A 26159-nucleotide genomic window follows, 5' to 3' on the forward strand; every position below is an offset into this window, starting at 1 on the left:
GTGTCCGTCAGTACGTCATGCCCACCAGCCTGGCCCACCGGACCGCTGCGGCCAACGGGTTTTCGGCCGGCCGCTCAGCCGACCGGGATCCCCAGCGGATCGGCGAGCAGCCGCGTGAAGCCGAGTTCCGCCGCGCCGACCAGGGTGGCGTCGTCACCGAGGGCGCAGACCCGCAACTGCGCCCGGGACCGTGAGACCGGCAGCACGTTGGCGGTGATCCGTTCCTGGACGTGCGTCGCCGTGCCCCGGTACACCTCCCGCAGCACGCCACCGAAGATCACCATGCCGGGATTGAACAGGTTGATCACGTTGGCCACCCCGATGCCCAACCAGTCGCCGACGGTCCGCAGGGCGTCGCGGGCTGCCGGTTCGCCGCGACCGGCCGCCTCGACCACCTCCCGGACCGCGTCGCGGCCGATCAGGTCGGCGGGTCGACCGGCCGCGTCGAGCAACGCCCGCTCGCCGACCTCCGCCTCCAGACAGCCGCGCGAACCACACCCGCACGGCCTCCCGTCGTACGGGTTGACGAGCATGTGACCAACCTCGGAGCCGTACCCGCCGTCGCCGCCGAGCAGGTCGCCGCCGACGATGATGCCGCCACCGACCCCGACGTCGCCGTGCAGGTAGACCAGGTTGTGCACCCCGACGCCCACCCCACGCTGGTGTTCGGCCAGCGCGCCCAGGTGGGCCTCGTTGCCGACCAGGACCGGCAGGCCGAGATCGAGTCGACGCCCCAGCTCCGCGCCGAACGCCTGGTCCACCCAGCCCAGGTCCGGGCCGAACCGCACCATCCCGTCGCCGGGCCGGATCATCCCGCAGTACGACGCGCCGATCCCCACGCAGACCGCCCCCGGTGCCGCTGTCCGGTGCAGGTCACGCCCGAGGTCGGCCAGCACCCCCGCCACGGTCTCCAGGTCGACGCCCGCCCGGGCCCGGGCGCCTCCCGGCGGTCCTGGATCTGCCCGCCCAGCCCGACCCGGGCGGCCACCAGCCGGTCCACCGCGATGTCGAAGGCGAGCACGAAGACCCGGTCGGACGCGGGCCGGACCACCAGGGACGGCCGGCCGGCCCGGCCGGTCAGCTCGGGGAAGCCCTCCCGCACCAGGCCGGCCGCCACCAGTTCGGCGGTGAGCGCCAGGACCGTGCTGCGATTCACGCCCAACCCGGCGGCCAGCCCGGCGCGCGACACCGGTCCGCCGAGGTGCACCCGGCGCAGCAGCGCGCCCAGGCTCCGGCGGCGGCTGTCCCCCGGCGACTGCCCGTCCACGGTCGGACTCTTCGGCATCACGAGGCGGACCCTGTCGATCGGCGGCTGACTACCCGTCGAGCGTAGTTGCCGCCGCCGCCGTGCGTCACCTCGCGCGCCCGGCCGGTGCCGTCCCCACCCACCGGTGCGGGCCCGCGTGTCGCGTCGCGGAGCCCGCACCGGGCGGTGGGTCAGCCGTCGATCCGGGTGATGTTGCGGATCTTGTTGGCCGCGTCCAGGGCGGCGACCTTGTACGCCTCGGACAGGGTCGGGTAGTTGAAGACCGTGTCGATCAGGTAGTCGACCGTGCCACCGCACCCCATCACGGTCTGCCCGATGTGGACGATCTCGGTCGCGCCGGTGCCGAACACGTGCACCCCGAGCAACCGGCCGTCCTGCGGGGAGACGAGCAGCTTCAACATGCCGTACGAGTCGCCGACGATCTGCCCCCGGGCCAGCTCGCGGTAGCGGGCGATGCCCACCTCGAACGGGGTGGAGCTGTTGGTCAGCTCCTCCTCGGTCTTGCCGACGAAACTGATCTCCGGAATCGTGTAGATGCCGATCGGCTGCAACTCCTGGAGTTCCCGGGCCGGCTCGCCGCAGGCGTGCTGCGCGGCCATCCGGCCCTGCTCCATCGAGGTGGATGCCAACGCCGGGAAGCCGATCACGTCGCCCACCGCGTAGATGTGCTCCACGCTGGTGCGGTAGTGCTCGTCGACCGAGATCCGGCCGCGCTTGTCGGCCTCCAGGCCCGCCGCGTCCAGGGCCAGGTCGTCGGTCTGCCCCTGCCGGCCGGCCGAGTACATGACCGTGTCGGCGACGATCTTCTTGCCGCTCTTGAGGATGCACAGCGCGGCGTTCTGGTGCTTCTCCACCGCGGCGACCTCCTCGCCGAAGCGGAACGTCACCGACAGGTCACGCAGGTGGTACTTGAGCGACTCGATGATCTCCTCGTCGCAGAATTCGAGCATCCGGTCCCGGCGCTCCACCACGGTCACCTTCGTGCCCAGCCCGGCGAACATGGAGGCGTACTCCATGCCGATCACGCCGGCACCGACGACGACCATGCTGCGCGGCACGGCCTGGAGGTTGATCACCCCGTCGGAGTCGACGATCGTCCGGTCGTCGAAGTCGACGCTGTCCGGGCGGGCCGGTCGGGTGCCGGCGGCGATGACGGCCTTGTCGAAGGTGATCCGGGTGTCGTGCCCGGAGCCGCCGTCCACCCAGATCGAGTGCGGGTCGGCGAACCGGCCGGTGCCGGTGATCAACGCGACCCGGTTGCGGCCCAGTTGGTTGCGGATCACATCGGTCTGCCGCTCGATCACGTGCTGGGTGCGGGCGGCCAGGTCGGCGACGGTGATCTCCTCCTTGACCCGGTAGCTGCTGCCGTAGAGGTCCCGCTGGCTCAGGCCGGTCAGATAGAGCACGGCCTCCCGCAGCGTCTTGGAGGGGACGGTGCCGGTGTTGATGCACACCCCACCGATCATGTCGCGGCGGTCCACGATGCCGACCCGCCTACCGAGCTTCGCGGCGGCGATCGCGGCCTTCTGACCGCTGGGCCCGGAGCCCAGCACCAACAGGTCGTAGTCATACACGGCACCTAGCCTTGCAAGCTGCCGCAACTTCCGCCACTCGTGATCGTCGGGCGGGCGCTATCTCGTCCCGGGCAGGGCCCGGGTGCGTACGGCCGAGGGGATCGAGGTGGGGGAGCAGGTGGCCGTACACCTCACCCTCGACCTCTGGCCGGCCCGGCACTGCGGCCCTGACCGGCCCGAACTCCGCGACCGCCCGGCAGAGCACCGTGGGACGGCGCTACGGTGGGCCGGTCGCCCCGGCCACCCGCCGTGGCCGCGTCCCGACGCCGGGCGTGCCGCTGGGCGACGCCGGGCGCGACGAAGGGATCAGGTGACGGCAGCGTCATGACCGACTACGGACACGAGTTGCTGTTCGGCGGCTTCCTGACCCCCGACGCCCGGCAGCCGGAGCAGGTCGTCGCCCGGGCCCGGCTCTGCGAACAGGTCGGCCTGGACCTGGTCACCTTCCAGGACCACCCCTACCAGCCGGGATTCCTCGACACCTGGACGCTGATGTCCTACCTGGCGGCGGCGACCAGCCGGATCAGGTTGGCCGGCAACGTGCTCAACCTGCCGCTGCGGCAGCCGGTGGTGCTGGCCCGTAGCGTCGCCAGCCTCGATCTGCTCAGCGGCGGCCGGGTCGAACTCGGCCTCGGTGCGGGTGCGTTCTGGGACGCCATCGAGGCCAACGGTGGCCGACGGCTCGCCCCGGGGCAGGCGGTGGACGCGTTGGACGAGGCGATCCGGATCATCCGCGAGGTCTGGGCCGCCGACCGGCGCGGCGGGGTGCGGGTCGACGGCGAGCACTACCGGGTGCTCGGCGCGAAGCGTGGTCCCGCCCCGGCGCACCCGGTGGGGATCTGGGTCGGGGCGTACAAGCCGAGGTTGTTGCGGCTGGTGGGCCGGGCGGCGGACGGCTGGTTGCCGTCGCTGTCGTACCTGCCGAAGGGGCCGGCGGAGCTGGCCGACCTCAACGCGCTCGTCGACGAGGGTGCGGCGGCGGTCGGGCGTGACCCCGCCGAGGTGCGGCGGTTGCTGAACGTCTCCGGTCGGTTCACCCGTTCCGGTGCGGGTTTCCTCGAGGGGCCGCCGCAGCAGTGGGTGCGGGAACTGGCCGACCTGGTGCTGACGTACGGCACCTCCGGCTTCATCCTCGGCACGGACGATCCCACCAGCATCCAGCTGTTCGCCCAGGAGGTCGCCCCCGCCGTCCGTGAGCTGGTCGCCGCCGAGCGGAGCGCGTCGGGCGGGCCCGGCTCGACCGGACCCGCCCCGGCCGCCCAGGCGGGCTCCGGCCCGGCCGCCCAGGCGGGCTCCGGCCCGGCCGCCCAGGCCGGGGCGGGCGAGGGCAGTCCGGCCGGGACGGGTCCGGTGGCGCAGGGCGGGCCGGGCGAGGGCGGGTCGGCGGCGGGCGCCGGCGGGTCGGGCGACGCGCGGCCACGGGAGGTCGTCCGGGCAGGGGGCGTCGCCGGGCTGGCGGTCACCCCCACCCCGGCACCGCAGGTACGGCACAGCGACCACCGGCTCTGGGACGAGTCGACCCGGCCGGTCGCCCCGCCGGCCCCGACCGGGCACGTCTACTCCCCGCAGGCCCAGGCCGTCGGCGGGCACCTGGTCGACGTCCACGACCACCTGCGCCGGGAGTTGGGCGAGATCCGCGACCTGCTCGATCAGGTCCGCCGGGGGGTGGTCTCCGCCGGGGACGCCCGGGGCGTGCTCAACCGGATGACGATGCGGCAGAACAACTGGACGCTGGGGGCGTACTGTGCCGCCTACTGCACGCTGGTCACCCAGCACCACGGGTTGGAGGACGACGCGATCTTCCCGCACCTGCGGCGGGCCGACCCGGCGCTGGTGCCGGTGATCGACCGGCTGGAGCAGGAACACGTGGTCATCCACGACGTCGTGGAGGGCGTCGACCGGGCCCTGGTCGCGCTGATCGAGGACCCGGAGCGGCTGGCCGAGCTTCAGCGGGCGGTGGACGTGCTCACCGACACCCTGCTGTCGCACCTGTCCTACGAGGAGCAGAACATCGTCGAGTCGTTGGCCCGCTACGGCTTCTTTCCCGGTCAACTCTGACCCGTCCCGGTGCGGCGGCTACGGCTGGGAAGCGGGACCGGGCGGGTGACGGCGTTCGGTTCGTGGTGCCATAATCGTGATGGTGCCCGTGGATGTCACCCGGGCCCGGGGGCGCCTCCGCACCGCGCGGACGGCGGGGACCGACCCCCCCGGAGGCCACAGTGGAATCCCCCTCTCTCACCGACCTCGTCGACCTCGTCGACGGACTGCTGCAACTGGGTGCTGCGGCGCTCAGCCTCGCCGCCGCCGTCGTGGTCGCCCGGACCGGCCGCCGGTCGGGCCGACAGCGCGACGACTGAGCCGGCCTCGGCGAGGGCCGGCCCGCATCGACAGGGCGACCGCTGCCGCCGCCGGACGGCTCAGAGGAACGCCCCGACGCGCGGGGTGGCGCCGTCCCAGCGGAAGATCGCCGCGTACAGCGCGCGGCGGGCGTTGGCGGGCAGCGAGCCGTCGGCCTGTTGCCGGCACGGGGTGGTGCCGGCGCAGACCCAACCGTGCAGGAAGAGCCGCTGCTCGTCGTCGACCAGGGCCGGGACGAGATCCGCGCCTCCCGGGCCGCAAATCCCGGTGCCGGACGTGGTGAGCAACGAATGCTCGGTCCTGCCGTGGAAGTCCCACCGGTCGGTGGAGGTGAGATAGACGGTGGCGTAGCTGCAGTTGTCGTAGCCGTGCCGGGAGGCGAACAGCACGTACGTGGAGCCCCGCTGCCGCAGCACCGGGTTCTCGATGATGCCGGCGTTGCGGACCAGCTCACCACTGGCGTTGCCGACCCAGCGGGTACCCGTGTCGTCGAGCCGCAGCATCCGGATAGACGACGGGGTCTGCTGCGTCTTGTAGAGCACGAACCGCTTGCCGTCGGCGTCCTCGAACGGGGACGGGTCGATCACGCCAGCGGCGGCGACCGGCCGTCCCGCCACCGCGTCGTCCGCTCCGTGCGCGCCACCCGGGCAGATCAGCGGCGCGATACCCACCGGCGTGTACGTCCCGTCGACGGTGTCGGAGGTCGCGGCCCCGATGCACCGCTGTCCGTTCTTGCCCTTGGCGGGCGCCGAGTAGTAGAGCACCCATCCGGTGGCGGTACGGACCGCGTCGGGGGCCCACACCGCGCCGTTCTCGGCCCAGTCCGGGACCGATCCGAGGGTCGTGCCGAGGGCGCTCCACGGCCCGGACGCGGTCTCACCCCGGTAGGCCGGGGCCCGGGTGCCGGTGGCGAACACGACGAAGGTGTCGTTGTGCCGCACCACGCCGGGGTCGGCGATCCCGCCCGAGGGGGCGTACACCGGTTGCGGGGTGGCCGCTGCGGCGGGCGCGGCGGCGGTGCCGGCGACGAGCGCGACCACGACGGCGATCAGCGACGGTCGCCAGGTCGTTCGTGGATGCATGGGGTCTCCCGGTGCGACAGGCGGGTGGAGGACGGCGTCCGGGCCGGTGTCGAGCGGGCCCCTGCGCCACTCCGTCGGCAAGATCGGCAATTCATTCCGGACAATGTGTTTCCGTGGTCCGGGTGGTGAAACTAAGCTACCGTGCCGGAAGAAAGCAAGACAGTATTCTTCATCGCCGGATCGCGTTGCGGCGGTTGCCGGGACTCAGGAGAGGACCACCATGTCACGCGGAAAACTCTGGTCGGCGCGCGGGGCGGGTGCCCTCGTCGGCGCGGCGGTGCTGCTGGTGAGCCTGGTGCCGGCGACCCCCGCCGCCGCGAACTCCACCTTCCAGGCGGCGACCCTGAACATCCTCAACGAGCTGAACCAGGCCGACTTCGTCCACGACCTGGAACTGATCACCGCGAAGGCGGACCTGGTCGGGCTCAACGAGGTCGGCAACCGCAAGGCATTCCTGCAGAACTGGGCGGCGGACAACGGCTGGTGGCTGTATGCGCCCGAGCCGACGCAGGCGGCCAACGAGGCGCTGCTGGCCAAAAGGAGCGTTTTCGACGTGCTCGACAAGGGGTCGAACTTCGTGTGCGACACCAACGGGCCCGGTGAGGTGCCACCGGCCCGCTACAACAACTGGGTGCGCTACCGGCACAAGGCGACCGGGCGCAGCGTCTACCACCTCAACGCCCACGCCAACTCCAGCATCGACAACAACGGCCGGCCCGAGGACCTGCCCCGGACCGCCTGCGCCGAGCAACAGTTCCAGGCCCTGAAGAACTTGGCGGCCGCCAAGAAGGACTCCGGTCAGGTGATCGTCAGCGGCGACCTGAACGTCGACTTCAGCGCCGACCGGGCGTACGGGTACCAGAAGTTCCCCTGGAAGGTGTTCGAGGCCAACGAACTGCCGAACCTGCGCTCCTGCTACAACCTGTACGGCGAGAAGGGGAACGGGACGCACGGCAACCGGCACATCGACTACATCTACTTCTGGAAGCGCGTCGAGGAACACCGCGAGATGTGGATGACCGACTACAACATCGTCAGCGGCACCAACTCCGACCACAATGGCGTGGTGGCGGCGTTCACCATCTCGTCGTAGCCTCCGGCCCGGCGACCCTCGCCGGGTGCCCACCGGCGCACCGCCGTCGATTCCGACCGTCGACCATTGACACATCTCGTGGTCCACTTCATCGTCGGGGGAACCGTCTCCGCGTCGAAGGGTTCACCTGATGGTCGACACCACGCACACGTACGTCATCGTCGGAGCCGGGCCCGCCGGCCTGCAGCTGAGCTACTACCTCCAGCAGCAGGGTGCCGACTACCTGACGCTCGAGCGCGGCGCCGAGCCGGGTGGCTTCTTCCGGCGGTTCCCGCGCCACCGTCGGCTGATCTCGCTCAACAAGGTGCACACCGACAGCACCGACCCCGAGATCCGGTTGCGGTGGGACTGGAACTCGTTGCTCAACGACGACCCGGAGCTGCTGTTCCCGAAGTTCAGCCAGGAGTACCTGCCGGCGGCGGACGACCTGGTGAGCTATCTCGCCGAGTTCCAACGGGTCCACCAGCTCCGGGTCCGCTACGGCACCACGGTCGAGCAGATCAGCCGCGACGACGAGGGGTTCGTCGTGCGCACCGACCGGGGGGTCGTGCGGGCGCGCTGCCTGATCGTGGCGACCGGCTGGGGGCGGCCGTTCGTGCCGGACATCAAGGGCATCGAGTACGCCACCGGCTACGAGGAGATGGACGTCGACCCCGACCGCTACGCCGGCAAGCGGGTCCTGATCATCGGTAAGGGCAACTCCGCGTTCGAGACCGCCTCGGCGATCCTGGGCAAGGCGTCGATGGTGCACCTGGCCAGCCGGCAGCCGCTGCGGCTGGCCTGGAACACCAAGCACCCCGGTGACGTCCGGGGCCAGTACGGCGCGATCCTCGACAGCTACCAGTTCAAGACGCTGCACTCGGTGCTCGACTGCACCATCGACGAGATCCGGCCGGTCGACGGAAGGTTCCAGGTCTCCATCACCTACACCCACGCCCAGGGGGAGACCGCCGAGCTGGATTACCACGAGGTGCTGCGCTGCACCGGGTTCCGGATGGACACCTCCCTGTTCGACGCCGCCTGTGCCCCGGACATGGTGCGGGACGGTCGGATGCCGGGCCTGCGTCCCGACTGGCAGTCGAGCAACGTCGACGACCTGTACTTCGCCGGCACCATCGCGCAGGCGCGGGACGTGAAGCACGCCTCGTCGCCGTTCATCGACGGGTTCCGGTACAACCTGCGGACCTTCACCCGGCTGCTGCGCGAGCGCTACGACGACGTGCCGGTGCCGGTGGCCACGACGCCGGGGGAGCCGGCGTCGCTGACCAAGGTGATGCTGGACCGGGTCAACTGGAGTTCGGCGCTGTGGACCCAGTTCGAGTACCTCTGTGACGTGTTCGTCCGCGACGACGCCACCGGCGACTTCCGGCACTACGAGGACCTGCCGGAGGACTACGCCGTGGAGCGGTTCGCCGCCGCGTCGCACCTTTACACCCTCGCCCTGCGCTGGGGTCGCGACGACTACGGCGACGTCTTCGCCATCGACCGGCACCCCACGCCGGACCGGGCCCGGGAGAGCGCCTTCATCCACCCGGTGATCCGGCGGTACCGCCACGGGGAGCTGGTGGCCGAGCAGCACCTGTTGGAGGATCTGCTGGCCGAGTGGCGGCGGCCGGACCGGCACGTCGACCCGCTCGTCGAGTTCCTGACCGGGGACCTCACTGGCGGATCATGATCTCGTCGAGCGGCTTGCGGGCCAGGTCGGGGACCCGGGCGCCCGGGGCCGGGTACCCGACCGGCAGCACCAGGTTGGGGCGTTCCTCCGGCGGGCGCTCGCACACCTCGTTGAGGAACCGCATCGGGCTGGGCGTGTGGGTCAGTGTGACCAGGCCCGCGTGGTGCAGCGCGGAGATCAGCAGGCCGACCGCGATGCCGACGGACTCCTTGACGTAGTACGGCTTGGGGCTGTGCGGCCCCTGGTGCACCTCGAACACGACGATGACGGCGGGCGCGGTCTCCAGGAACGGCTTCTCCCAGTCGGTGCCGAGCTGGGCGATCGCCCCCAGCCACTCCTGTGGCGCGCGGCGCTGGTAGAAGTCGCGTTCCTCGGCCTCGGCCGCCTCACGTAGCCGGCGCTTGCGGGCCGGGTCGGTCAGCACGACGAACCGCCACGGCTGCACGTTGGCCCCGCTGGGGGCGGTCGACGCGGCCCGGACCGCCGCCTCGATCACCCCCTCGGGTATCGGGTCGGGCGCGAAGTCGCGTACCGAACGGCGGCCGGCCATCCGGTCGGCGAACGCCTCCGCCGCGCGGAGCATGTCCGCCGCCGGCCGGCGCTCGTGTCGGATCGGGACGGTGGGTAGCAGGACCGTGTCGGCCATCTGTCGCCTCCCTGCGATAACCGACCCGCCGGGCACCACGCAGCTAGTTCCACAGTGGACGCCACGCCCGTGGGTCGGCTGCTCCCAGCATTTCCGAGGCGGGCCGGTTCGTCGTTACGCCACCGTGCTGTCTTGCCGATCGGGCACGTCCGGAGCGGTCGCGGTGACCAGGGCGGCGACCACGTCGGTGAGTCGCCCCCCGGCCGCCGCCGCCCGCTGCCGGGTCGCCCCGTCACCGTCGGCGGCCAGCCCGGCCAGCCACCGCCCGACCCGGGGTCCGTCACCGGTTTCCGCCAACGCCGGCCGGGCCAGCTCGACCAGCTGCGCGGCGAGCACCCCGGCGGGCAGCAGCCGCCCGGTGCCCACCTCGACGCCGTGGCCACCCATCCCGTCCCGGGCGGCCCGCCAGTACGCCAGCCGCATCAGGTCCGGGTCGGTGCGGGGGCCCTCGTCGCCCCGGTCGACTGCCGCTCCGGCGACCATCGCCAGGGCCCGGACCAGGGCGGCGAACCCGGCGGACTCGGCGGCGGTGATCGGCATGTCGGCCACCCGGACCTCCAGGGTGGGGTGGCGTGCCGACAGCCGCATGTCCCAGAAGATCGTCCCGGAGTCGACCAGCGCGCCCGCGTCGAGCAGCAGGTCGATGTGGGCGTCGTACTGCTGCGCGGAGGTCACATACGGCGGCGGGCCGGCCACCGGCCAGCGCTGCCAGGTCAGGCTGCGCCAGCTCGCATAGCCGGTGTCGCGCTCACGCCAGTAGGGCGAGTTGGCGGTCAACGCCAGCAACACCGGCAGGTGCGGGCGCAGGTGGTTGCCGACCAGCACCGCCCGGTCCCGGTCCGGCTGCTCCACGTGTACGTGCACCGCGCAGATCGCCAGGTCGTCGTGCAACCCCCGGTAGGTGGCGTTGCCCCGGTCCTGGCGTGGCCCCTGGGTGATCGGCGGCGGCACGGCCCGGCCGAGCACCGGGGAGCCGGTGGCGACCACCCGCAGCCCGGCCCGGCCCGCCGCCGCCTGCAACGCCGCCCGGGCCTCGACGAGTTGCGCCTCGATGTCCGCCACCGCGTGGCAGGGATCGGTGCGGGTCTCGATCTGCAGCTCGGTGATCTCGCCACCCACCCGACCGCCGAGCGCCGGGCGGGCCAGGTCGACCACCGTGGCGGCCTCCGGCCTGACCTCGCCCCGCTCGGCGTCGACGACGAGGAACTCCTCCTCGACGCCGAGCAGGGGAATGGTCGACCCCGACCACTGTGCCGTAGTCATGCGCGCGTCCGACCCCTCGCCGTCGGTCGCTCGCCGACAGGGAGCAGCCTACGGCCCGTTCGGCCACGTCGTCATCAATGCCCCTCCACCGTGGACAACCGGTCGATCAGTCCGGCCAACAGGGCCGTTCGCTCCGGCATCCGGTCGAGCTGGACGTACTCGTCCCGGGCGTGCGCCCCACCACCCACCGCACCCAGCCCGTCCAGCGTCGGCACCCCCAACGCGGCGGTGAAGTTGCCGTCCGACGCGCCCGCCGCGTGCGCCCCGCCCAGGGTCGACAGGCCCAGTCGACCGGCGACCGACTGGGCGACGGCCAGCAGCGGCCGGGCCAGCTCCGGGGGCATCGGATGGCGGCCGATGCGGCCCTCCACCGCCACCGTCGCCTCGGGCAGGAACGGCACCAACCCGTGGATGGCCCGGTCGACGCGTTCGAGTTCGGCACTGGTCCACGCCCGTACGTCGACCGCCAGGCTGGCCAGCTCCGGCACCGTGTTGGTGGTGGTACCGGCCGCCAACAGCGTCGGGGTGACCGACGTGCCGGCGCTGTGCCCCGCGCCGAGGGCGCGCAGCGTGAGAATCTGGTGGGCGACCTCGACGGTGGCGTTCACCCCCCGCTGGGGCTCCACCCCGGCATGGGCGGCCCGGCCCCGCACGGTCACCCGGTACACCGAGCCCCCCTTGCGGGCCACCTTCACCTCCCCCTGCGGGGTGGCCGCCTCGCAGACCAGCACCGCGTCCGAGCGCTGCGCCTCGCGTTCGATCAACGGCCGGGACGTGCCCGAGCCGCTCTCCTCGTCGCAGGTGAGCAGCACCCCCACCCGGGAGCTGTCGGCCAGCAGGCCCAGTGCGGTGAACATCTGCACGATGCCGGCCTTCATGTCGCACACCCCGGGACCGGTGGCGACGTCCCCGCGTACGGTGAAGGGCCGGGTCCGGACGGTGCCGGCGGGGAAGACCGTGTCGAAGTGACCGAGCAGCAGCACCCGTTGCCGGGCCGCCGGCCACAGCAGGTGCGGCAGCCCGTCCACGACGACCCGTTCGGCGGGCCGGCCGAGCACCTCCTCGCCCCAACCCGCGAGCAGGTCGGCACAGGACTCCAGGCACGGCAGGTCATCGGGGGGCGACTCGGCGGACACCAGGACGCGCAGCCGGTCCACCATCTCGGGGCGGAGTTTCGTCGCAGCGTCGAGCAGATCGCGCGGATGGTCCATCGAGCCCTCCAGCTTCGAAGACGGTGACGGGCCTGGCCAGGCGACCCATCCACCATCGCAGCGTCGCCCGCGCACGGTCATCCGTTGCCGTGCTCACCGTCCCCGGCGTCGGTCAGCCGCGCCAGCCGGCCGTACAGGTAGCGCTGGCGGGGGAGGTTCGTCGACAGCCGGGCCGCGTGCGCGTACGCCGCCCGGGCCTCGGCGAGGCTGCCGCAGCGTTCCAGCAAGTGGGCGCGGGCGGCGTGCCGGCGGGGGTCGTCGCCGATGCGGGGATCGGCGGCCAGCGCGTCGAGCAGGCGCAGCCCGTCGACGGGACCCCGGGCCATCGCCACCGCCACCGCGTGGTTGAGCGCCACCACCGGGTTGTCCGAGATCCGCATCAGCACCTCGTAGAGGGCCACGATCTGCGCCCAGTCGGTCTCGTCGGCACTCGGTGCCTCGTCGTGCACCGCCGCGATCGCCGCCTGGAGCTGGTACGGCCCGACGTCCCCACGCGGCAGCACCGCGCTGATCAGGGCCACCCCTCGGCGATCTGGTCGCCCCGCCAGCGGCGGCGGTCCTGCTCCGCCATCGGCACCAGCTCACCCTCCGGACCGACCCGGGCCGGGCCCCGGGCGTCGGTGAGCAACATCAACGCCAGCAGCCCGGTCACCTCCGGGTCGTCCGGGAGCAGCCGGTGCAGCAGCCGGGCCAGCCGGATCGCCTCGGTCGACAGGTCCACCCGGCGCAGGTGCGGGCCGGCGGTGCTCGCGTACCCCTCGTTGAAGACCAGGTAGAGCACCTGCCGGACGGCGTCGAGCCGGGCCGGGCGCTCGTCGGCGTCGGGCAGCGCGAACGGCAGCCCGCTGTCGCGGATGCGCTGCTTGGCGCGGGTGATCCGCCGGGTCATGGTGGCCTCGGGCACCAGGAACGCCCGCGCCACCTCGGCGGTGCTCAACCCACCGACCGCGCGCAGGGTCAAGGCGATCTGGGCGGCCGGCGGCAGCGCCGGATGACAGCACAGGAACAACAGGACCAGGCTGTCGTCGACCGGCTCCCGGTGGTCGGCCGCCGGGGCGATCCACCGCTGCGCCCGGCCCTCGTCGTCCTCCCGCCGACGCCGGGCCTGCCCGGCGCGCAGCAGGTCGGTCAGCCGCCGGGCGGCCACCGTGATCAGCCAACCCCGGGGGTGCTCCGGCAGCCCCTCGACCGGCCAGCGGGTCGCGGCGGCCAGCAGCGCCTCCTGGACGGCGTCCTCGGCGGTGTCGAAGTGGCCGTACCGGCGGACGACCGCGCCGAGGACCTGCGGCGCGAGCACGCGCAGCAGGTCCTCGACGGTGGACGGGCCCACGGGAACGGGTCAGCCGTCCAGGTCGTCGATGCCGTCGGCGACCGGCCGCACGTCGACGTACCCGCCCTCGGCGTCCGGGTCGACGAACCGGGCGGCGATCTCGGTCGCCCGGTCGAAGCTGACACAGTCGACGACGGTGAACCCGGCCAGCACCTCCTGCGTCTCCGGGTACGGCCCGTCGGTGACCACGGGCGTGCCCTGCCGCAGCCGCACCCGGCGGGCGTGCACCGGCGCGGTCAACCCCTGCCCGTCGACCAGCTCACCGGATTCGGCCAGCTCCTGGTGTACCGCCGCCATGTGGGCGTGCATCGCGGCGACCTGCTCCGGCGTCATCGGCGGCTGCGCGCCGGGCCGGCCGGCCATCGCGTCGTAGTCGCGCTGCGAGCCGTACAACATGATCATGTATTTCATGTTCTCTCCTCTCGGCCGGCCGTGGCCCGGCCGGACACCGGAGACGTCGGTGCCGCGGGGCCGATCCGGACACCGGCCCCGAGGTTAACCGCCGACCGGGCGGGGGACGCCCGGATGGCGACGGGTTACCTATCGTGGTCCCATGACGACGATGTGGGTCACGCTCGGGGTGGCGGCGCTGGTGACGGTCGGCACCCTCGGCTGGCTCGCCTGGCGCGACCGGGCCCGCACCGCCGGGGCCGAGGACCGGGCCGCCGGGCTGGACGCCCAGGCCAGACAGCACCGGTACGAGGCGGGACGCCACCTCGCCCAGGCCGACACGATCCACCGGGGCCAGGAGCACCACTGACCGTCCCGGTCGGGTCGATCCGGGTGCCCCATGGTCAACGGGACGTCGGCCGGGCATGATCGTTCCACGGTCGGGGTACCACCGGCCGCAGGACCGGGACGCCTGGGAGGCACACGGTGACGGCAGGCTCACGACGCCGCTCGCACGGACCACTGGTCGCCGCGTTGACGGCGCTGGTGGTGGCGGTCGGCTGTGCTGCCGGCGGGGTGCGGGAGAACGCCCCGCAGGCACCCCGGGAACCGGCCCCACGACAGTCGTCGCGCCCGGCGGCACCGGCCTCGCCCGAGGCGGAGACCACCCGCGCCGACGGCACCACCAGCGTGGCCGAGTTCAAGAGCGACATCGACGACGCCGTCACCATCGCCGAACGCTACTGGGCCGCCCAGTTCCGGACCTCCGGGCAGCAGTTCCGGCCGATCCGCCAGGTCCTGCCCTACCAGCGGGAGGGTGAGATCTCCTGCGGCGGCCAGGCGCTGCCCCGCAACAACGCGGTCTACTGCTCCCAGGGCGACTTCATCGCCTACGACGTCAACTGGTCGGTGGCGGCGTTCCGGCAGGTCGGTGACGCGTTCGTGTTCTACCTGCTGGGCCACGAGTACGCCCACGGCATCCAGATCCGGCTCGGCATCCGCGCCAACTTCACCATCCAACAGGAGTTGCAGGCCGACTGCATGGCCGGGGCGTACCTCGGCGACTCGGTACGCGACGGCACCCTCAAGCTCGACGCCGGCGACCTGGACGAGTTCCGTGAGGGGCTGCTCGCCGTCGGCGACGACCCCGACCAGCCGTGGTTCGCCGAGGGGTCGCACGGCACCGCCGAACAGCGCACCGACTGGTTCTTCCGCGGCTACGAACGGTCCCTGGACGCCTGCAACCTCGGCTGAGGACCACGTCACGTCCGGGTGGTACGGCGGCGCGCGTCCCGGGCCGGGCTGGCAGGATCGCCCGGAGACCACCCGCGACCGCCAGGAGGATTCCGCTGAGCAGCCCACACCCCGCCGCCGTGCTCTTCGACATGGACGGCACCCTGGTCGACAGCGAAAAGCTCTGGGACGTCGCCCTGCACGAGTTGGCCGCCGTCTACGGCGGCACGCTGACCGGCCCGGCCCGTCGGGCGATGATCGGCACCGCGATGGCCGCGTCGATGCGCATCCTCCACGACGACCTCGGTCAACCCGAGCGGGACCCCCAGGCCAGCGCCGAGTGGATCAACGCGCGGATCCTGGAACTGTTCCGCACCGGGCTGCGTTGGCGGCCGGGCGCGTTGACCCTGCTGCGGGCGGTCCGCGCCGCCGGCATCCCCACCGCCCTGGTCACCTCCAGCGGCCGGCCCCTGGTCGAGGTCGCCCTGGACACCCTCGGCCGGGACAGCTTCGACGCCGTGGTCTGCGGCGACGAGGTCGACTCGGCCAAGCCGCACCCCGAGCCGTACCTGACCGCTGCCCGGCTGCTCGACGTGCCGATCGGCCGGTGCGTGGCGATCGAGGACTCGCCGACCGGGGTGGCCAGCGCGCTCGCCGCCGGCGCGGCGGTGCTGGCCGTACCGGCGGAGGTGCCGGTGCCGCCGGCCGACGGCGTACACCAGGTGGAGAGCCTGACCGCCGCTGATCTGGAGCTGCTGGCGGCGCTGCTCGGCGAGCCACCCGGCTGAGCCGCCGTCACCCACGGGGGCGGCCGGCCCGCCGTGACCGGCGGGGCGGGTGGCGCCGGCCGGTCACGGCGAAGGGGTCCCGCCGACCGGCGGAACCCCTTCGCGGCGGACGGGATCAGTCGTGCGCGATCGCGCCCAGCACGTTGATCCGGGCCGCCCGCACCGCCGGCAGCACCGCCGCCACCACGCCGATAATCGCCGCCAGCAGCAGGAACAGCCCCATCTGACCCCACGGCAGGATCAGGTCGGTGATGCCGTCGTCCTTGAGCGCCCGGACCACCGCGGCACCGAGACCGACGCCGACCACGATCCCGAGCAGCGCCCCGAAGACCGAGATCACCACCGCCTCCACGGTGATCATGCGCATGGTCTGCGCCCGGCGCAGCCCGATCGCCCGCAGCAGGCCCAGCTCGCGGGTCCGCTCCAGCACCGACAGGGCCAGGGTGTTGACGATGCCGAGCACCGCGATCACGATGGCCAGCGCCAACAGGATCTGGATCATCGTGAGCAGGCTGTCCAGCGAGCCGGTCTGCTGCTCGATGAACGCGTCCCGGTCGGCCACCGACACCTCGGGGCTGTCCACGAGTAGCGCCTCCACCTGCGGCTGCACGTCCGCCACCCGGGTGCCCGGGGCCAGCTGGATGAACCCCTGGTTGGGCTTCGGGATGGCGAAGTCCTTCACCGCCTGCGGCGGCAACTGCACCGGGCTGGTCAGCTCGGAACTCTCGTAGATGCCGCTGACCGTGTAGGTGCGCGGCTCACCCCGGGAGGCCTGCACCGTCACCGTCGAACCGACCGAGATGTTGCGGGACTCCGCGGCGTCGGAGCTGAACAGCATCTGGTCCGGGCCGAGCCGGCTGATGTCACCGGCGGTCGTCTTGGCCCCGAAGATCCGCTGCAACGCCGTCACGTCGCTGGACGCGGCCAACCAGGTGACCTTCCCGTCGACCATGCCCATGTCGCCGTACTCGCCGTCGGCCAGCTGCACACCGGGCAGCGCCGCCACCTTCGTCAGCACCGCCGGGTCGAAGCTCGCCGGCCGTGGGCCGGTCGACGCCCCCGAGATCACCAGCTCGGCCTTGATGGTGTCCTGGGCCAACGCGCCGATGCTGCCCTTCGCCGAGTCCAGGATCACCGTCACCCCGGTCACCAGGGCGATGCCGACCATCAGCGCCGCCGCCGTGATCGCCGTCCGGCGCGGGTTGCGACCGGAGTTGAGTCGACCCAGCTTGCCCGGCACCGACCAGGCGAAGATCGCCCCCAGCAGGGAGACCACCGGGCGGCTGATCAACGGAGTCAGCAGCGCCACCCCGATGAAGGCGAACAGCACCCCACCCAGGATGACCGCCAGCGTGTTGTCCCCGGCGTTGCCGCTGAGCCCGAGGAACAGCAGCACCGCGCCGATCCCGGTGATCACCCCACCGGTCACGGTGATCCGGGTCAGCGGCCGGTCCGGGTTGGCCACGTCCTGCATCGCCGCGATCGGCGGGATGCGCGACGCCCGCAGCGCCGGCAGCAGCGCCGCCACCACCGTGATCACCAGACCCACCGCGAAGGAGCCGATCACCGCCGAGGCCGGCACCCCGATGCCCGCCAGCGTCAGCCCTCCGGCCAGGTTGCCGAAGACGTACGCCAGCAGCGCGCCGATGCCGATGCCGGCGCCCAACCCCAGCACCGAGGCGATCAGGCCGATCGCCACCGCCTCCAGCACCACCGAACCGATGATCTGCCGACCGCTGGCCCCGATCGCCCGCATCAACGCCAGCTCCCGGGTCCGCTGCGCCACGATGATCGAGAAGGTGTTCAGGATGAGGAACGTGCCCACCAGCAGCGCGACGGCGGCGAAGCCGAGCAGGATCTTGTTGAAGAAGGACAGCCCCTCCTTCAGGCTCGCCGAGGCGTCCGCCGACAACTGCGCGCCGGTCTTGACCTCGAAGCCGTCGCCGAGCGTCCGGGCCACGTCGTCGCGCAACGCCGAGTCGCTGACCCCGTCGGCCGCCCGGACCGTGACGTTGGTGAAGACGTCCCGCTCACCCAACAGCAACCGCTGCGCCACCGGCGTGGTGAAGGCGACCTCGTTGACCCCGCCGATCGAATCCCGGTCACCGCTGTACCCGAAGATCCCCACCAGGGTGAAGGTCTGCTTCGGCGACAGCGGGGTCAGCACCCCGACCCGGTCGCCGACCTTTACCTTGCCCGCCTGCGCCAGCGCCGCGTTGACGACGATCTCGTCGTCCGCCCGGGGCTCGTGCCCCTCGCGCAGCTTCACCAGGTCGCTCTCGCCCTGCCAGTTCGACCCGAGCTGCGGCGGCCCGAACGAGGTGACCACCTTGCCGTTGCTGCCGATCAGCTGGGCCCCGTCGGTGGCGACCACGCCGGTGGCCTCGGCGACCCCGGCGACCGCGCCGATGCGCTGCACCGTCGCCGCCGGCACCGTGGTCGGCACCTGCTCACCCTGCATCTCGCTGAGCGCCACCTTGGGCTTGCCGGCGACGTTGACGTCGATGCCCTCGTACGCGTCGGCGAAGACCGCGTCGAACGAGCGGCCCAGGGTGTCGGTGAGCACGAACGCCCCCGAGACGAACATGACGCCCAGCACCACGGCCAGGCCGGACAACAGCAGGCGCACCTTGCGCGCCAGCAGACTCTTGAGGGTGGCCCGCAACATCAGCCGGCCACCTCGACCGGGGTGTCCAGCTTCTTCATGGTGTCCAGGACCGTGTCGGCGGTCGGCTCGATCAGCTCCGAGACGATCTGCCCGTCGGCCAGGAAGACCACCCGGTCGGCGTACGCGGCGGCGGTCGGGTCGTGGGTGACCATCACGATGGTCTGCCCGTGCTCACGTACCGAGTTGCGCAGGAAGTTGAGCACCTCCGCGCCGGAGCGGGAGTCCAGGTTGCCGGTGGGCTCGTCGGCGAAGATCACCTCGGGGCGGGCGACCAGCGCCCGCGCGCAGGCGACCCGCTGCTGCTGACCCCCGGAGAGCTGCGACGGCCGGTGCCCCAGCCGGTCCCGCAGGCCGACGGTGTCGATGACCGTGTCGTACCAGGCCGGGTCGGGCTTGCGGCCGGCGATCGACATCGGCAGCAGGATGTTCTCCTGGGCGGTGAGCGTGGGCAGCAGGTTGAACTGCTGGAAGATGAAGCCCACCTTGTCCCGGCGTAGCTTCGTCAGGCCCGAGTCACCCAGCCCGGTCACCGTCGTGTCGCCGATCTGCACGGTGCCCTTGCTCACCGAGTCCAACCCGGCCAGGCAGTGCATCAACGTCGACTTGCCGGAGCCCGACGGGCCCATGATCGCGGTGAACCTGCCCCGCTCGAACTCGGCGCTGACCCCGCGGAGCGCGGCGACCTGCGCCTCGCCGGTGCCGTACACCTTCCACACGTCGTTCGCCCGGGCCGCGGCCTGCGCATGCCGGCCTACCGTCGCGGTCACGTCATCTACCTCTTCCGTCTGGCTGTGTGTGCCCCCACCGCCCCCGCTGGTCGGTGGGGTCGATCCCATCCTCGGTGCCGGTCGGTGGAGATCCGTCCGACCACGGGGTGACCCGAGGCGGATTTCCCGCTGCGGGTCGGCCCGGAGCCCGACTCAGGGTTGCCCCTGAGTCGACGACCGGTCACTGTTCGTCGCGCCGCCTGCGGCGGTGCCGACGCCGACGCTAGAACCTGACGCCGTGTCATGGTCAACCGCGCCGCGCCGTCTTTCGTCACGGTAGGTGAGCGGGGCAACGCTGCCGTCCGCCCACCGGCCTCACTGCGGGTACACCCCGAGGGGGACCCGCCATCACCCGGCTACGTCCCGGGGCGGACCCGCCACCACCCGGCTACGCCTTGGGGCGGACCAGCCCCGACTCGTACGCCAGCACCACCGCCTGCACCCGGTCGCGCAGCCGTAGCTTGGTCAGCACGTGCCCGACGTGGGTCTTGATGGTCGTCTCGCTGACCGACAGCGCGGCGGCGATCTCCGCATTGGACAGCCCCCGGGCCACCTGGACGAGCACCTCGCGTTCCCGCTCGGTCAACGTGCCCAACGCCTTCGGTGGGCTCGCCGCCGGGTCCGGCAGCACGGTGGCGAACCGGTCCAGCAGCCGCTTGAGGATGCGCGGCGCCACCACCGCCTCCCCGGCGGCCACCGTCCGGATGGCGGTGACCAGGTCGTCGGCCGGCACGTCCTTGGCCAGGAACCCGCTCGCCCCGGCCCGCAACGCCCCCACCACGTACTCGTCGAGGTCGAAGGTGGTGAGGATGAGCACCCGCACCGGCAACCGGGCGTCCACGATCGCCCGGGTCGCCGCCACCCCGTCCATCCGGGGCATCCGGATGTCCATCAGCACCACGTCGGGCAGCAGCCGGCGGGACAACTCCACCGCCTCCTGACCGTCCCCGGCCTCGGCCACGATGTCCAGGTCGTCCTCGGTGCCCAACACCATCCGGAACCCGGTACGCAGCAACGGCTGGTCGTCGGCGAGCAGGATGCGCACCGGCCGCCCCGGCGCGCGGGCGGGCCCCCGCACCTCGTCCGGCACGACGGAAGGGGAGCTGCCGTACGTCTCGCCCATCTGCTCTCCCCGTTCTGCCGCCGTCACGTCGGGACCGCCCCGACCGGTTCCACCGGGATCCGGGCGTACACCCGGAAGCCGCCACCGGGACGTGGCCCGGTGTGCAGGATCCCACCGTAGAGGCCGACCCGTTCCCGCATACCGACCAACCCGTGCCCGATCCGGTCGGGTTCCGGCCCGGGACCCCGCCCGGTGTCGGTGACCACCACCGTCAGGCAGCCGTCCGTCACCCCCAGCCGGACCGTCGCGGTGGCCCGTCCGGCGTGCTTGAGCGCATTGGTCAACGCCTCCTGCACGATCCGGTAGACGGTCAGCGAGATACCCTCCTCGACCGTCGGCACCGGGTCCGCGACCTCCAGGGTGACCGGCAGCCCCGCCTCGCGTACCTGCTCGACCAGCGCGGCGATGCCGGCCAGGCCGGGCTGCGGGGTGAGGTCGGCGGCCGGCTCGGCGTCGGTACGCAGCACGTCCAGCAGTCGCCGCATCTCCCGCAGCGTGACCCGACTGGTGTCCTCGATCGTGGCGATCGCCTCGTCGGCGGCGGCCAGGTCCCGCCGCAGCACCCGCCGGGCCCCGGTGGCCAGCACCCCCATCACACTGACGTGGTGGGCGACCACGTCGTGCAGCTCCCGGGCGATCCGTCGCCGCTCGTCGGCCACCGCCTGCTCGGCCAGCGACCGTTGGTTCTCCTCGGCCACCCGGGCCCGTTCCCGCAGCGCCCGCAGCGAGGTGCGCCGGGCCCGCACCGCCCGCCCCACCGCGTAGGCGAGCAGCGCGGTCAGCAGGTTGTTGAGCACCAGGTACGCCGGGCCGACGTCGAGCCCGGTGTCCAGTGGGGTGAGCACGTTGAGCGCCGCCACCGGCACCCACAGCAGCACCGTGGCGGCGACCGCCGGGAGCGCCGGCCGGTTGACCGTCATCGTGTAGGTCAGCACCAGGAACGTCAGGCTCTGCGTGGTCGGGGCGTGCCCGAGCACCGCCGGCACGGCCAGGGTGGCCAACGCGGCCCCCACCGCAGGCCACGGGGCGACCCGCCGCAGCGCCACCGGCGCGGCGCACAGCAGGCTCCAGGCCAGCGCGGACGGCAGTTGCCGAGGCCAGAACTCGCGGGGGGTGATCAGGATGAAGGCGACCTCCAGCACCACCAGCGCGACGGCGAAGAGAGCGTCACCGGCCAACGGCCGGCGCACCCACCAGCGCTCGCCCCCCTCGGTCATACCGTGACGCTAGCCGCCCGGCGGGCCGTCCGGTCGTCGCCGACGGTGAACCTCGTCTCCTCCTCGCGGATGAGCCGGTCTCCGACCCGCCGACCCGTTACTCGTCGGCACCCGGGGTGGCCGGTCGGGACCGGGCGTCGCGCAACGGGTCGGCCGCCCCGGCCCGCTGCGGGAACGGCGGCGGGGTGCCGCCGAAGGTCGGGCAGTGCGCCTGGTGGTTGCACCAGTCGCAGAGCCGACTCGGTCGGGGCCGGAAATCCTGCCGCACGGTGGCCTGCTCGATGGCCTGCCAGAGCGCCACCACGGTGCGCTCGAACCGCAGCAGCTCCTCGGCGTCGGGGGAGTAGTCGCAGACCTCGGCGTCCTTGAGGTAGAGCAGGCGCAGCACGCGGGGCACCACGCCCCGGGTGCGCCACAGCACCAACGCGTAGAACTTCAGCTGGAACAGCGCCCGGGCCTCGAACGCCTCCCTCGGCGCACCGCCGGTCTTGTAGTCGACGACCCGCAGCGCCCCGTCGGGGGCCACGTCGAGCCGGTCGACGTAACCACGGATGAGCAGCTCGTCGTCGACCACCGCGGAGATCAGGCTCTCCCGCTCGGCGGGCTCCAGCCGGCGCGGATCCTCCACCGCGAAGTAACCCGCCAACAGCGCCGTCGCCGAGCGGAGGAACTCGGCCGTGCCCGCCTCGTCGCCCGGGTCGAACAGGCCGGCCAGCTCGGGCTGCTCGGTGACCAGCCGGTCCCACTGCGGGACGACCAGGTCACCGGCGGCGTCGGGGGTGCGCCCGCCCGCCGGCAGGTCGAACAACCGCTCCAGCACCGCGTGCACCAGGGTGCCCCGGGCCTGCTCGACGCTGGGTCGCTCGGGCAACCGGTCGATGCTGCGGAACCGGTAGAGCAGCGGGCAGGTCTTGAAGTCGGCGGCCCGTGACGGCGACAGTGAAGCCCGGACCGTGGCGGGCAACGCCGCCGGAGGATGCTGCTGGTCGGTCACCGGTTCCGCCGTCATGCCCCGAAGGTTAGGGCACCGGTGTGACACCACCGCGCTCGCCGCACCGGGCATGATCGAGTCGGCGCGTAGCATCGGGGCGGTGGAGTCCCGTCCCCGCGCACCGCGCCGGCCCCGCCGGGGTGCCGGCCTGACCGTCGGCCGGGTGTTCGGGGTGCCGCTGCACCTCAACCTGTCGATGCTGCTGCTCACCCTGCTGGTGACCGTCACCTATGCCGAGTTCGCCCGGGACCGCCTCGGGCTGTCCCCGCTCGGCGGCTACCTGATCGGTCTCGGCTTCGTGGTGTCGCTGCTCGGTTCCGTCCTGCTGCACGAACTGGGGCACGCGCTGACCGCCCGCCGCTACGGCATCGGTGTGCGCGGGATCACCCTGGAACTGCTCGGCGGCTACACCGAGATGGACCGGGACGCCCCCAACCCCCGGGTGGAGCTGCTGGTCGCCCTGGCCGGCCCGGCCGTCTCGGCGCTGCTCGGCGGGATCGCCGTGGCCGCCACGCTGGCCGCCCCCGACCACACCCTGGCCCACCAGCTCGCGCTGCAACTGGCACTGAGCAACGTCATCGTGGCCGTGTTCAACGTGCTGCCCGGCCTGCCCCTGGACGGCGGCCGGGCGCTGCGCGCCGTGCTGTGGCGGCTCACCCGGGACCGGCACCGGGCCACCGAGATCGCCGGCTGGGTCGGGCGGGCCGTCGCGGTGGCCACCGCCGGGCTGGTCGTGCTGCTCACCATCCAGCGGATCCTGGTGCCGCTGGCGTTGCCGCTGATGCTGCTGGTCGCGATCACCCTCTGGCGGGGCGCCGGCCAGTCGATCCGGTACGCCCGGATCAGCCGCCGGGTGCCGCTGCTCGACCTGGGCCGGCTGGCCCGCCCGGTCCACGCCGTACCCACCGGCACGCCACTGGCCGAGGCGCAGCGTCGGCACGCCGAGCAGGGCCCGCCCCGGTCCGCCCTCCTGGTCGTCGACGGCGCGGGCCGGCCCGTCGCCCTGGTCGACCCGGCGGCGGCGGACGCCGTACCGGTGGACCGTCGGCCCTGGTTGGGGGTGGACGCGGTGGCCCGGCCGCTGACCGCGCTGCCGACCCTGCCGCTCGGTCTCGACGGCGAGCGGCTGATGGCGGCCGTCCAGGCCCACCCGGGCGCACGGTACGTGGTGACGGCAGGCGAAGATGTGGTCGGCGTTCTGCACACCGCGGATCTCGCCCAGGTCCTCGAACCCACACGGAAGATGAACAGGTGACCGCAGCACATCCCCCCACCCTCCCGGCCCGCAACGGCACACCGACGCCCACCGCCCCAGCGGAGCTGCCCCCGGTGCACCGGGGACCGTTCCGCCCCGGTGACCGGGTGCAGCTGACCGACCCGAAGGGGAGGATGCACACCGTCACCCTGGAGCCCGGCAAGGAGTTCCACACCCACCGGGGCATCCTGGCGCACGACGCGTTGATCGGGCAGCCCGACGGCAGCGTGGTCAGCACCGCCGGCGGCGGGACGGCGTTCCTGGCGCTGCGTCCCCTGCTCTCGGACTACGTGCTGTCCATGCCGCGCGGCGCCCAGGTGATCTACCCGAAGGACTCGGCGCAGATCGTCGCCATGGGCGACGTCTTCCCCGGTGCCAAGGTGCTGGAGGCCGGTGCCGGCTCCGGGGCGCTGAGCTGCTCGCTGCTGCGCGCCGTCGGCACCGGCGGCGAGCTGCACTCCTACGAGGTGCGCGACGACTTCGCCCAGATCGCCCGGCGCAACGTGGAGGCGTTCTTCGGTGCGCCGCACCCGGCCTGGCGGTTGCACGTCGGCGACGTCGCCGACTGCCCGGAGACCGGGTTCGACCGGATCATCCTGGACATGCTCACCCCGTGGGAGACCCTGGACATGGTCGAGCGGGCGCTGCTGCCCGGCGGCGTGTTCATCGGCTACGTGGCGACCACCCCGCAGCTGTCCGAGCTGGTCGAGGCGCTGCGCGAGCGGGGCGGCTGGACCGAGCCGCGGGCCTGGGAGTCGCTGGTGCGCGACTGGCACGCCGAAGGGCTCGCCGTCCGCCCCGACCACCGGATGATCGCGCACACCGCGTTCCTGGTCTCCGCGCGTAAACTCGCTCCGGGTGTCACCGCCCCGCCGCGTCGCCGCAAGCCCAGCAAGGGCGCGGAGGCGTACGCCGAGCGCAAGCAGGCGCTGCGCGAGGCAGCGGCGGCCCGGGAGGCGGCGGCGCAGGCCACCGCAGCCGCGTCGGCCGCCGGAGCCGACGAGGTGGACCGGCCGTGACGGCGGAGCGGAGCAGCTGGGCGTGAACGGGCAGAACCCGACGGCCGGTGCGGGCCGACGGTGCGACCGCAGGGAGTGGGCATGAGTCGGCCGGGGTTCGGCGGCGGTGAACTGCCGGCCGTGTTCCCGGACTGGTCGCCGTACCAGGACCTGGAGTCGGCGGCGCGGGCCTACCTGCGTGACCCGGACATCGCCCTGGAGGCGCTCGGCGGGGTGCTGCGCGGCGCCTCGGTGCTCGGCTTCACCCTGGAACGCTTCGTCAACGAGGTCAACGGGGTATGGCAGGAGGTCGTCGTCTGCGACGGCAGCCGGCTGGTGCTCTGGCACGGCGAGGACGTGCCGCCGGGGGAGGGTCCCCCCGGGTCGATGACCTCGTCGCTGCGGGTGGTGCCGGTCTCCACCGTCACGGAGGTCGGCTGCCGACGCCGCTTGACCCGGGCCGACAACGGTGAGGTACGGGTCGACAGCATCGACGTCTACCTGCTGCTCACCTCACTGGACGAGGCCCCACCCGGCGACGAGATGGTCGGTGCGCCCCGGCACGACGCGCTGCGTTTCGGCAAGACCCTCGACGACGGCGGTGCCGGTCAGATCGCCCGGTTGGAGGAGTTCGCCCGCCTGGTCGCCTCGGTGGTCGGCCGTCCGCTGCTGTGACACCACCGCCGGGCCGGGGCGACGGTCGCCCGCCCCGGCCGCTCCGCCGACCGGCCCGCCCCGCCGGGTGTCGGCTGGCCGGGTGGCGGTGCGTTCTGTCGGGAAGTGGTCAGTCGTCCGCGGCCTCGGGGCCGGCCACCTCGACGCCGTCGCTGCCGCGTACCACGTGGATGCAGTCACCCGGGCACTCCTTCGCGGAGTCGATCACTTCCAGCCGCAGGTGTTCCGGCACGTCGACCCGGCTGCCGGGGGCCAGCCGCAGCTCACCGTCGGTGCCCTTGACGTACGCCAGGCCGTCGACGTCGAACTCGAAGACCTCCGGCGCGTACTGCACGCAGAGCCCGTCACCCGTGCAGAGATCCTGGTCCACCCAGACCTGCAACTGGTCGGTCGCGACGTCACTCACCCGGCACCCCCCATGTTCTCCCGTCCCACCCCACGAAGGTACCCGAACGGCCGGACCTGCCCCTCAGGCGTACCTTGGCGATCAAGGTTCAGTGACGAGGGCGTTGCGTGGGACCGAATCGGCCTCATAGCGGCTAGTGTTAGGGCAGA

22 protein-coding genes and 2 pseudogenes are annotated in these 26159 nt (G+C 72.8%); 10 read left to right on the plus strand and 14 right to left on the minus strand.

Annotated elements, in window-relative coordinates; translation table 11 throughout:
* Positions 1–74 precede the first annotated feature (74 nt).
* Positions 75–1285 (minus strand): annotated as a pseudogene (locus J7462_RS02930) (ROK family protein).
* Between the two features lie 152 nt (positions 1286–1437).
* Positions 1438–2841, minus strand: a complete 1404-nt coding sequence (gene sthA, locus J7462_RS02935) for a Si-specific NAD(P)(+) transhydrogenase (RefSeq protein WP_208566178.1) — start codon at positions 2839–2841, stop codon at positions 1438–1440.
* A gap of 324 nt (positions 2842–3165) precedes the next feature.
* Between sthA and J7462_RS02940 the strand changes: the two genes are divergently transcribed.
* Together J7462_RS02940 and J7462_RS02945 are read left to right on the plus strand one after the other, a co-directional pair.
* Positions 3166–4899: an LLM class flavin-dependent oxidoreductase gene (locus J7462_RS02940; protein ID WP_219461427.1), complete on the plus strand. Its 1734-nt coding sequence runs from the start codon at positions 3166–3168 to the stop codon at positions 4897–4899.
* A gap of 161 nt (positions 4900–5060) precedes the next feature.
* On the plus strand, positions 5061–5198 hold the full coding sequence (locus tag J7462_RS02945; RefSeq protein ID WP_219461432.1) for a hypothetical protein: 138 nt from the start codon (positions 5061–5063) through the stop codon (positions 5196–5198).
* Positions 5199–5258: 60 nt separating this feature from the next.
* On the opposite strand, the gene J7462_RS02950 is transcribed toward J7462_RS02945, so the two are convergent.
* A complete protein-coding gene (locus J7462_RS02950; RefSeq protein WP_219461434.1) occupies positions 5259–6281 on the minus strand; it encodes a glycoside hydrolase family 43 protein in 1023 nt (340 codons plus the stop codon).
* Positions 6282–6501: 220 nt separating this feature from the next.
* Between J7462_RS02950 and J7462_RS02955 the strand changes: the two genes are divergently transcribed.
* Together J7462_RS02955 and J7462_RS02960 are read left to right on the plus strand one after the other, a co-directional pair.
* A complete protein-coding gene (locus J7462_RS02955; RefSeq protein WP_219461439.1) occupies positions 6502–7374 on the plus strand; it encodes an endonuclease/exonuclease/phosphatase family protein in 873 nt (290 codons plus the stop codon).
* A 130-nt stretch (positions 7375–7504) separates the two neighbouring features.
* The gene (locus J7462_RS02960) at positions 7505–9049 is read left to right on the plus strand and encodes an NAD(P)-binding domain-containing protein (RefSeq protein ID WP_219461441.1); all 1545 of its coding nucleotides are present in this window, start codon (positions 7505–7507) and stop codon (positions 9047–9049) included.
* On the opposite strand, the gene J7462_RS02965 is transcribed toward J7462_RS02960, so the two are convergent.
* The 5 genes and pseudogenes from J7462_RS02965 to J7462_RS02985 form a co-directional block, all read right to left on the minus strand.
* Positions 9033–9632, minus strand: a complete 600-nt coding sequence (locus tag J7462_RS02965) for a nitroreductase family protein (RefSeq protein ID WP_255598079.1) — start codon at positions 9630–9632, stop codon at positions 9033–9035. The genes J7462_RS02960 and J7462_RS02965 overlap by 17 nt on opposite strands.
* Positions 9633–9809: 177 nt before the next feature.
* The gene (locus J7462_RS02970) at positions 9810–10958 is read right to left on the minus strand and encodes a glutamate--cysteine ligase (RefSeq protein ID WP_219461448.1); all 1149 of its coding nucleotides are present in this window, start codon (positions 10956–10958) and stop codon (positions 9810–9812) included.
* Positions 10959–11032: 74 nt separating this feature from the next.
* Entirely contained in the window at positions 11033–12169 is a 1137-nt protein-coding gene (locus J7462_RS02975; protein ID WP_219461451.1) for a M20 family metallopeptidase, read from the minus strand.
* Between the two features lie 77 nt (positions 12170–12246).
* Positions 12247–13499: pseudogene (locus J7462_RS02980) on the minus strand (RNA polymerase sigma factor).
* Between the two features lie 9 nt (positions 13500–13508).
* A complete protein-coding gene (locus tag J7462_RS02985) occupies positions 13509–13910 on the minus strand; it encodes a YciI family protein (RefSeq protein ID WP_208566168.1) in 402 nt (133 codons plus the stop codon).
* Positions 13911–14052: 142 nt separating this feature from the next.
* Between J7462_RS02985 and J7462_RS02990 the strand changes: the two genes are divergently transcribed.
* From J7462_RS02990 to J7462_RS03000, 3 genes are all read left to right on the plus strand, one after another.
* Positions 14053–14259 (plus strand): hypothetical protein, encoded by a 207-nt coding sequence (locus J7462_RS02990; RefSeq protein WP_219461456.1) that lies wholly within the window; start codon positions 14053–14055, stop codon positions 14257–14259.
* 116 nt (positions 14260–14375) lie between these two features.
* Positions 14376–15143: a neutral zinc metallopeptidase gene (locus J7462_RS02995; RefSeq protein ID WP_219461458.1), complete on the plus strand. Its 768-nt coding sequence runs from the start codon at positions 14376–14378 to the stop codon at positions 15141–15143.
* A gap of 119 nt (positions 15144–15262) precedes the next feature.
* On the plus strand, positions 15263–15910 hold the full coding sequence (locus J7462_RS03000; RefSeq protein ID WP_219461460.1) for an HAD family phosphatase: 648 nt from the start codon (positions 15263–15265) through the stop codon (positions 15908–15910).
* Positions 15911–16025: 115 nt separating this feature from the next.
* On the opposite strand, the gene J7462_RS03005 is transcribed toward J7462_RS03000, so the two are convergent.
* The 5 genes from J7462_RS03005 to J7462_RS03025 form a co-directional block, all read right to left on the minus strand.
* Positions 16026–18578 (minus strand): ABC transporter permease, encoded by a 2553-nt coding sequence (locus tag J7462_RS03005; RefSeq protein ID WP_219461464.1) that lies wholly within the window; start codon positions 18576–18578, stop codon positions 16026–16028.
* Complete coding sequence (locus J7462_RS03010; protein ID WP_219461466.1) at positions 18578–19345, minus strand: ABC transporter ATP-binding protein; 768 nt, start codon at positions 19343–19345, stop codon at positions 18578–18580. The genes J7462_RS03005 and J7462_RS03010 overlap by 1 nt, the downstream gene beginning before the upstream one ends.
* Before the next feature lie 388 nt (positions 19346–19733).
* Complete coding sequence (locus tag J7462_RS03015) at positions 19734–20468, minus strand: response regulator transcription factor (protein WP_255597561.1); 735 nt, start codon at positions 20466–20468, stop codon at positions 19734–19736.
* Positions 20469–20491: 23 nt separating this feature from the next.
* Positions 20492–21685 (minus strand): sensor histidine kinase, encoded by a 1194-nt coding sequence (locus tag J7462_RS03020; protein ID WP_219461471.1) that lies wholly within the window; start codon positions 21683–21685, stop codon positions 20492–20494.
* 97 nt (positions 21686–21782) lie between these two features.
* On the minus strand, positions 21783–22694 hold the full coding sequence (locus J7462_RS03025; RefSeq protein WP_219461474.1) for a PD-(D/E)XK nuclease family protein: 912 nt from the start codon (positions 22692–22694) through the stop codon (positions 21783–21785).
* Positions 22695–22776: 82 nt separating this feature from the next.
* Between J7462_RS03025 and J7462_RS03030 the strand changes: the two genes are divergently transcribed.
* The 3 genes from J7462_RS03030 to J7462_RS03040 all read left to right on the plus strand — a co-directional run bounded on the left by J7462_RS03030 (position 22777) and on the right by J7462_RS03040 (position 25604).
* Positions 22777–23931, plus strand: a complete 1155-nt coding sequence (locus J7462_RS03030; RefSeq protein WP_308290713.1) for a site-2 protease family protein — start codon at positions 22777–22779, stop codon at positions 23929–23931.
* Between the two features lie 65 nt (positions 23932–23996).
* Complete coding sequence (locus J7462_RS03035; protein ID WP_219469942.1) at positions 23997–24950, plus strand: tRNA (adenine-N1)-methyltransferase; 954 nt, start codon at positions 23997–23999, stop codon at positions 24948–24950.
* Positions 24951–25031: 81 nt separating this feature from the next.
* The gene (locus J7462_RS03040) at positions 25032–25604 is read left to right on the plus strand and encodes a hypothetical protein (RefSeq protein ID WP_091239677.1); all 573 of its coding nucleotides are present in this window, start codon (positions 25032–25034) and stop codon (positions 25602–25604) included.
* A gap of 109 nt (positions 25605–25713) precedes the next feature.
* Here J7462_RS03040 and J7462_RS03045 read toward each other — a convergent pair whose 3' ends face one another.
* On the minus strand, positions 25714–26010 hold the full coding sequence (locus J7462_RS03045; RefSeq protein ID WP_208566160.1) for a ferredoxin: 297 nt from the start codon (positions 26008–26010) through the stop codon (positions 25714–25716).
* Between the last annotated feature and the right edge of the window lie 149 nt (positions 26011–26159).

The sequence above is a fragment of the Micromonospora sp. RL09-050-HVF-A genome (assembly GCF_019374995.1).
Classification (GTDB): domain Bacteria; phylum Actinomycetota; class Actinomycetes; order Mycobacteriales; family Micromonosporaceae; genus Micromonospora; species Micromonospora antibiotica.